The following is a 6,203-nucleotide window of genomic DNA, read 5'->3' as shown; positions in this document are numbered from 1 at the left end:
GAGAGCCGGGGCCGGGAGCCGCGGACGCCGCAGGAGGCCCTGCTCTGCCGCCTGTTCGCCGAGGTGCTCGGGCTCGAGCGGGTCGGCCCCGAGGACGGCTTCTTCGACCTCGGCGGCCACTCGCTGCTGGCGACCCGTCTGATCTCCCGCCTCCGGGCGGCGCTCGGGATCGAGCTCGCCATCCGCAGCCTGTTCGAGGCCCCCACCCCGGCCGGGCTCGCGCTCCGCCTCAACCGCGCCGCCGCCGATACGTTCGCCGTGCTGCTGCCGCTCCGGGCCCAGGGCAGCCGGCCGCCGCTGTTCTGCATGCATCCGGCCGGCGGTCTCAGCTGGTCTTATGCCGGGCTCCTGCGCCATTTGCCGGACCGCCCTCTCTACGGCCTCCAGGCCCGCAGTATCCGCCAGCCCGACCAACGCCCCGCCAGCATCGAGGCCATGGCCGCGGATTACCTGGCGCAGATCCGCACCGTCCAGCCCGCCGGACCCTATCACCTGCTCGGCTGGTCCTTCGGCGCCCATGTCGCCCACGCCGTCGCTTGCCAGCTCCAGGACGTGGGTGGGCCGGTCGCCTCGCTTGCTCTCCTCGACGGCTACCCGCCGGGGCGTAAAGACAAGCGCGAGAGACCCGAGCCGACCGATCAGGAGCTCTTCATGATGCTGGTCTCTACTCTCTCCAATGCGCCATTCGAGCCCGGCGACGAATCGCTGTCCATCCCGGCCCTCAAGCGCCGCCTTGCCCAGTCCGAGCCCGCGCTCGCCGCTCTCGAGGACGACGTCATCGGCGCCACCCTCATGGCATTCAGGGAGCATCCGCGTCTCCTGGACGTCTTCAGGCCGCGCGCCTTCCAGGGCGATCTCTTGTTTTTCCAGGCAACCCTTGGCGATGACGCCGACGCCACGATGCCGACCCCGGAAGACTGGCGGCCCTATGTCCAGGGCCGATTCACCGTCCACGGCATCGCCTGCCGGCACGAGAGGATGATGCGGCCCGAGGCGCTGGCCGCGATCGGCCCGATACTCGCCGCCGCCCTCGACCGGGCGGACGCGCGCTTCTCACCATCCGCCGAGGAGCTCACCGCATGAGCAACCCGTTCGAGACCGAGACCGGCAGCTTCCACGTGCTGGTCAACGATGAGGGACAGCATTCCCTTTGGCCGGAATTTATCGATATCCCCGCCGGCTGGCACACCGTCTTCGGACCCGCCGATCGCCGGGCCTGCCTGAACTACGTCGACACCAATTGGACGGATATGCGCCCCCTGAGCCTCGTCACCGTCATGCGCGATGCAGCCCCGTGAGCAACCAACGTCGATGTCTCGGGCGGAGCCTGGACAGGAATGCACTGCCGACCGAATGACCAAAGACAATGTCGGACGGAACTCGCGCGATCCTAAGCAGCAGTCCCGCTCGGATGACGATTGTGTCTTCGTCGGCTGGATTCCGGATATCTCGAGCGCTCGACCCTAGGTGTTGTTAACCGCCGGGCCGACCTCACGCCATCATTTGAAGCCGGCTGAAGGGCGCCAAGAGCGGTCACCGCGCCGCAGTCCCAAGAGCGGACGTCGCCCGAATCCAAGGGATCCGGCAATTTGCGGGAATCGGGCGGATTCGAATGCGCCGAAAGCGGCCATGCGGTCAGCAGCCCGATCAGCGGACATTGGGTCGATCCGCCTCAGATGCCCTTTTTTAGAAGCTGTGATTGCCTGTAGCGCCTCGACCAGCTCGTCCACTCGAATCAGCTTGCCGAGTACGGGGTGCCCACGGGCTTTGGTGCATCGCCGAGATCCCGTGTCTGCACCGCGGCACTTCGCGGCGCAGTGCGCACGGGATGACGATGAATTCATCGACTCGCTGGTATGAGATCAACGTGCGGCCGCTGATGTGGACCGGCGAATGAGGGCGATTTGTCGAGGACCTCGGCTATATAGCCGCTCTGGCCAGTGGTTCGGGCCGCCACGAGCTTCTAGACGGCCTTTAGAGCAGCCCGCGCTCCGCCCGCATCTGCTGGAGCACCCAGACTCCCAGGCGCATGTGCTCGAAGAAGTGCGTCTCGCGGGTGTCTGGGTCGTGGATCACCATCGGCACCAGGAATGGCACATTGTGCCGGAACGCCTCCGACCGCTGGTAGCTGTCGACGTCCTTGTAGGCGGCCAGCTGCACGGCGTGGACTACTCGCCGCTGTCCCATCCACGCCTTCTCGATGCTCATGTGGCCCGCGGCGTGGATGTGCCCGCCCCAGAAAACGTCCTCGCCCTGCCAGTCCTCCACAATCCGGACCAGAATGCCGTGGACCGCATTGTATTTCGAGGAGCCGCGGTATCTGTGTCGGGCAAGATGGGTGAAGGTGGCGTCGTTCGGCAAGTTAAGCCTGACGCGGATTTCGTCCGTGTCGTAGATCGCCCCCAGGCCCATGGCCTCGAACAGCTTGCGGGTATAGTCGACGCCGCCGAGAGACGCGGTCCAGTCGTTGTGATTTCCGGAGATGGCCGCGATCAGCTTCGGTGCCAGCGTCTCGACGTAGGCCTCCATGACCCGCCATGAATCATCATGGCTCATGATGTCCTTGCGGCGCTCCCGCTCCAGCCTGCCGACGATGAAGTTGTCGATCCAGTCGCCGATGCCGATCGCGTAAAGGCCCGTGGTGTCTCGGATCAGGTAGGCGTCCTCGAAGGCCCGGCGCAACAGCGTGCCGATGTTGTTGAGGTGGTGATCGGGTAGGCCGGCCACGCCGATCGGGCCTGGCACGTTGATCTTGAGATCGACGACATTGCGCGCCCGATGGTGCGCGGCGAACCTGTCATTGTAGTCCATCGCCCGCTTCAGGAGCTCCTCGATCGGCTCCTTGTAGTCGGGGACGACGGTCTCGACGGTGCGCGTTTCTGCGCCGACCGGTTTCGGCTCGCCACTCTTTTCAGCTCGCCAGACGATCTCAGGAACGGCATCGCCCTTTAGGTGTCGATGCCGGAGTATACACGCCCGGCTCTTCACCGACTGATAAGCGAGACCGAGGGTCGCGGCGATATCAGAGAGAGAGGAGGCCATCTTTCCTGTGCTGTCAAAGACATATTAGATATATATGCACCAAATTTGCATTGCCTAGGAACAACCCTTCCTGTATCGAATCGCATTTTAGATACATATGCGCCAAATTTCCTTAATGTAGGAACAGACTTTCCTCCCCCGTAGCACCAATCCCTTGCCCCGGTAGAGGCGGATCAAGTCGCTCGCTTACGCGGCCAATCTTGCAGTCTCGGCGCGGCCCCTGATCAGCGCGTCGGCATCAGAGGGGCTGAGGCAAAGCCGCGGCCCATTCTTCGCTAGTAGATCTACCACGACTCGTTGGTTGTTATGTTGGCTGCCGAAATCCCGACTTGCCAAACCGGCCCGCCCGGAGAGCGCCACATCCGGACATAACAGCGGAGTCTCCGAAGCGGACATCGCTTGAATCCGCAGGATCCGGCCCATTCCGGCCAACCGGATTCCCGAGCCTGCCCAAAACCGGCCATTGCAGCCGGCTCCCTGAGCGGACCTGATGGCAGGTCCTTCCAACGGGATTTCCTGCAACGCCGTGTGAGAAGCAGCCGTCGACGATGTTGATATTGCGTCTTCTTGCCGGTCCTCAGGCAACTCTCGTACTTCAGTCACCGGCCGCGTGAGATGGCTCAGGCGCTGCGAAGCACCTGAGCCATCTGCCACTATAGCACGAAGTCGCCGGCGACCAGGCCGATGGCGCTGACGACATTGATCTCTGCATGTCGGCCACCTCGTCGCCGTTCAGGTCGGCCAGAACCATCTGCACGCCGCCGCTGGCCACCACCCGCAGCTCGTGCCCGGCTCCGGTGAAGGCACCCCCACCGAGGAAGGTGGAGGCGGTGTCGCCGTTGCCGGCATTGCCATCGGCATCGATGGCCGAGAGATCGATCCGGTCGCCCTCGGCATTCGAGAAGTCATTGATGCTGTCGCGGACGGCACGGTGCTGTCGCTGGCTGCCGTATCGACGAAGCAGTCGGCGCCGGCGCCGCCCTTCAGGGCATCCGCCCGGCCGCCCCCCGACCAGCACGTCGTTCCCGGCCATGCCCACAGCGCATTCGCCCCGGCATTGCCGGTGATGGTGACGACATATGCCGAGCCCATCACATTCTCGATGCTGCTGTAGGTGTCGCCGGCGGCGTCGCCGGCGCTGCCTGTGCCGGTGGGTTTCCTGTCAGTTGGCGGGCGCCGGTTCGACGCGCGTCCACAGGTCGTTGAACTCGATGGCATCGAAGAAGGCCGATGCGCGGATAATCCGCCCGGCTCGCATGCCGAGGAACCAGGCATAGGTGTTGGCGTAGGGTTTGCCGTCGCGTGCGATACCGCGCCCATCAAAGAAGGCGACGACCGTGTCGCCATCGGCATAGAGGCTGCGGATCGTGGGTTTGAGCGGCGATTGCATTCTTGCGTTGAAGGGGCGGATGACCTCGCTCATGAAGGCCTCCCGGCTCGGATAAGTCTTGGACGCGAGCGAATAGCCTTCGATCGTCCAGCGGACATCGTCGGCAAGAAGGTCATACGGGCTGCCGGTGCCGCTGCGCCAAGCGTCAAAGCTCGACTGCACCGCGGCCTTGTTTCTGCTCTCCGTTTCCGAGGGAGTCTGCGCCATTGCTTCAGGCTGGAGGGCGACAAGCGCCAGGGCGGTCGCGCCGACACCAAGGGCTTCGTCGAATATCTGGCGGGTGCGGGATCGAAGATGGGCCAGCATGGTGGAGCTCCTTTCAGGTGCGCCGGAAGGGCGACGCCGTTGGAGGCGCCGCCCGCCGGGATGGGGTCAGATGTGGTTTTCCCAGGCCTGGAGCTGATGCTGCTTCAGCATGTCCTCGACGATCTTCGGCACGACGTTGCGGAACTTACCCTCGTCGGCCGGTACGATCGCGATCATGCGGTCGATCATCTCCTTCGGGTCCATCTTACCCTCGGGCGTGGCGAAGAAGTCGTCGAAGCCCCTGCGTAGATCGGCGCGCTTGGTGAAGTTCACGTCGTCGTCGAGCCAGCGGAAGGGATTATCCGCCATGGTTTCGTTGTAGCCGGTGTAGAAGGCGCCCGGATTGATCGTTTGGACCTTGATGCCGTAGGGCGTCAGCTCCTGTTGCAGCGCTTCGGCGATCGATTCGAGCGCATGCTTGGTCGAGACATAGGTGCCCCAGTTGGCCGGAGTGAACAGGCCGCCCATGGAGGAGGTGAAGACCAGCTTCTTGCCCCGGGCCTTACCCTCGCGCACCCAGCGCTGGACGACGCCTTGGGTCAGCATCAGCGGCAGGAAGACGTTCACTTCATAGTTGCGGCGAACGAGATCGACAGGGATCTCCCAGACCGGCCCGGCCTCGCCCATGCCGGCATTGTTCCACAGCACGTCGAAATCCCACTTGATCGCCTGCTTGATGTCATAGGGATCGTCAAGGTCGAGCCGTTCGACGCGAATCTTGTCAGCAAGACCCAACGCCGCGACTTCCTCACGCAGCGGCGTCACCTGAGAGGATACGTGGACAGTGGCGATGATGTTGTGGCCGTTCCTGGCCATGCCGATGGCGGCTCCCTTGCCGAAGCCCGAGCCAGCGCCGGTGATGAGGATGGTCTTGGTGGTCATAATACAGTCCTTTCGTTTTGAGTGCGTTGATGTTCGAAGGTGTGACGAGGGGTGGTGGTCAGTTGCCGAGCGCCGCTGCGGCGACTTCGGCGATATCGAGGTCCTGAGCGACCGCGCCGCCGGACACGCCGATCGCGCCGATCAACGTGCCGCTGGCGTCCACGATTGGGAGGCCGCCGGCAAAGACGACAAGGCCGCCATTGGTCTGCTCGAGCCCGGGCGAGGTGCCGCCCGGCTTGCAGAACTCGCCCATGGCTTCGGTACGCATGCCGAACAGGGCGGCGGTGCGGGCCTTGCCAATGGCGATGTCAATTGAGCCCAGAAGGGCACCGTCCATTCGGCTGAACGCCTTCAGGTGAACACCAGCGTCGAGCACCGCGATGTTCACGGGAACGCCGATTTGAGTGGCCCTGTCCTCGCCGGCGGCGACGATTCTGCGGGCTTTGTCGATGGTCAACATGTCATATCTCCGTAAGCGAGATCCGATGGCCGCGGTTCAGGCGGCGTGGCGAGCTGATGGAGAGGCCGCCAGTTCCAGGGCAGCAACTCGTCGATGCGCTTGATCGGATGGCAGTCCATGCAG

The 6,203-nt window shown here is 64.1% G+C and carries 7 protein-coding genes; 3 read left to right on the top strand and 4 right to left on the bottom strand.

Annotated features, from left to right (window positions below):
- Together KXR53_RS32815 and KXR53_RS32810 are read left to right on the top strand one after the other, a co-directional pair.
- Positions 1–1,083, top strand: a 1,083-nt coding sequence (locus KXR53_RS32815) for an alpha/beta fold hydrolase (RefSeq protein ID WP_437379836.1), incomplete at its 5' end; no start/stop codon positions are given.
- Positions 1,080–1,298 (top strand): MbtH family protein, encoded by a 219-nt coding sequence (locus tag KXR53_RS32810; protein WP_437379835.1) that lies wholly within the window; start codon positions 1,080–1,082, stop codon positions 1,296–1,298. The genes KXR53_RS32815 and KXR53_RS32810, both read left to right, overlap by 4 nt.
- Positions 1,299–1,974: 676 nt before the next feature.
- Here KXR53_RS32810 and KXR53_RS32805 read toward each other — a convergent pair.
- Positions 1,975–3,042: a hypothetical protein gene (locus KXR53_RS32805; RefSeq protein ID WP_437379834.1), complete on the bottom strand. Its 1,068-nt coding sequence runs from the start codon at positions 3,040–3,042 to the stop codon at positions 1,975–1,977.
- A gap of 784 nt (positions 3,043–3,826) precedes the next feature.
- On the opposite strand from KXR53_RS32805, the gene KXR53_RS32800 reads away from it, so the two are divergent.
- Positions 3,827–4,156, top strand: a complete 330-nt coding sequence (locus KXR53_RS32800) for a hypothetical protein (RefSeq protein ID WP_437379833.1) — start codon at positions 3,827–3,829, stop codon at positions 4,154–4,156.
- 48 nt (positions 4,157–4,204) lie between these two features.
- On the opposite strand, the gene KXR53_RS32795 is transcribed toward KXR53_RS32800, so the two are convergent.
- The 3 genes from KXR53_RS32795 to KXR53_RS32785 all read right to left on the bottom strand — a co-directional run bounded on the left by KXR53_RS32795 (position 4,205) and on the right by KXR53_RS32785 (position 6,080).
- Complete coding sequence (locus KXR53_RS32795; protein WP_437379832.1) at positions 4,205–4,738, bottom strand: nuclear transport factor 2 family protein; 534 nt, start codon at positions 4,736–4,738, stop codon at positions 4,205–4,207.
- 66 nt (positions 4,739–4,804) lie between these two features.
- Positions 4,805–5,620 (bottom strand): SDR family oxidoreductase, encoded by an 816-nt coding sequence (locus KXR53_RS32790; RefSeq protein ID WP_437379830.1) that lies wholly within the window; start codon positions 5,618–5,620, stop codon positions 4,805–4,807.
- A gap of 58 nt (positions 5,621–5,678) precedes the next feature.
- Complete coding sequence (locus KXR53_RS32785) at positions 5,679–6,080, bottom strand: GlcG/HbpS family heme-binding protein (protein WP_437379829.1); 402 nt, start codon at positions 6,078–6,080, stop codon at positions 5,679–5,681.
- Positions 6,081–6,203 lie beyond the last annotated feature (123 nt).

Origin of the sequence: Inquilinus limosus, assembly GCF_051487185.1 — a bacterium.
GTDB lineage: Bacteria > Pseudomonadota > Alphaproteobacteria > DSM-16000 > Inquilinaceae > Inquilinus > Inquilinus limosus_F.
The sequence above is the reverse complement of the archived record's forward strand: the minus strand, read 5'-3'. Positions and strand labels throughout refer to the sequence as shown.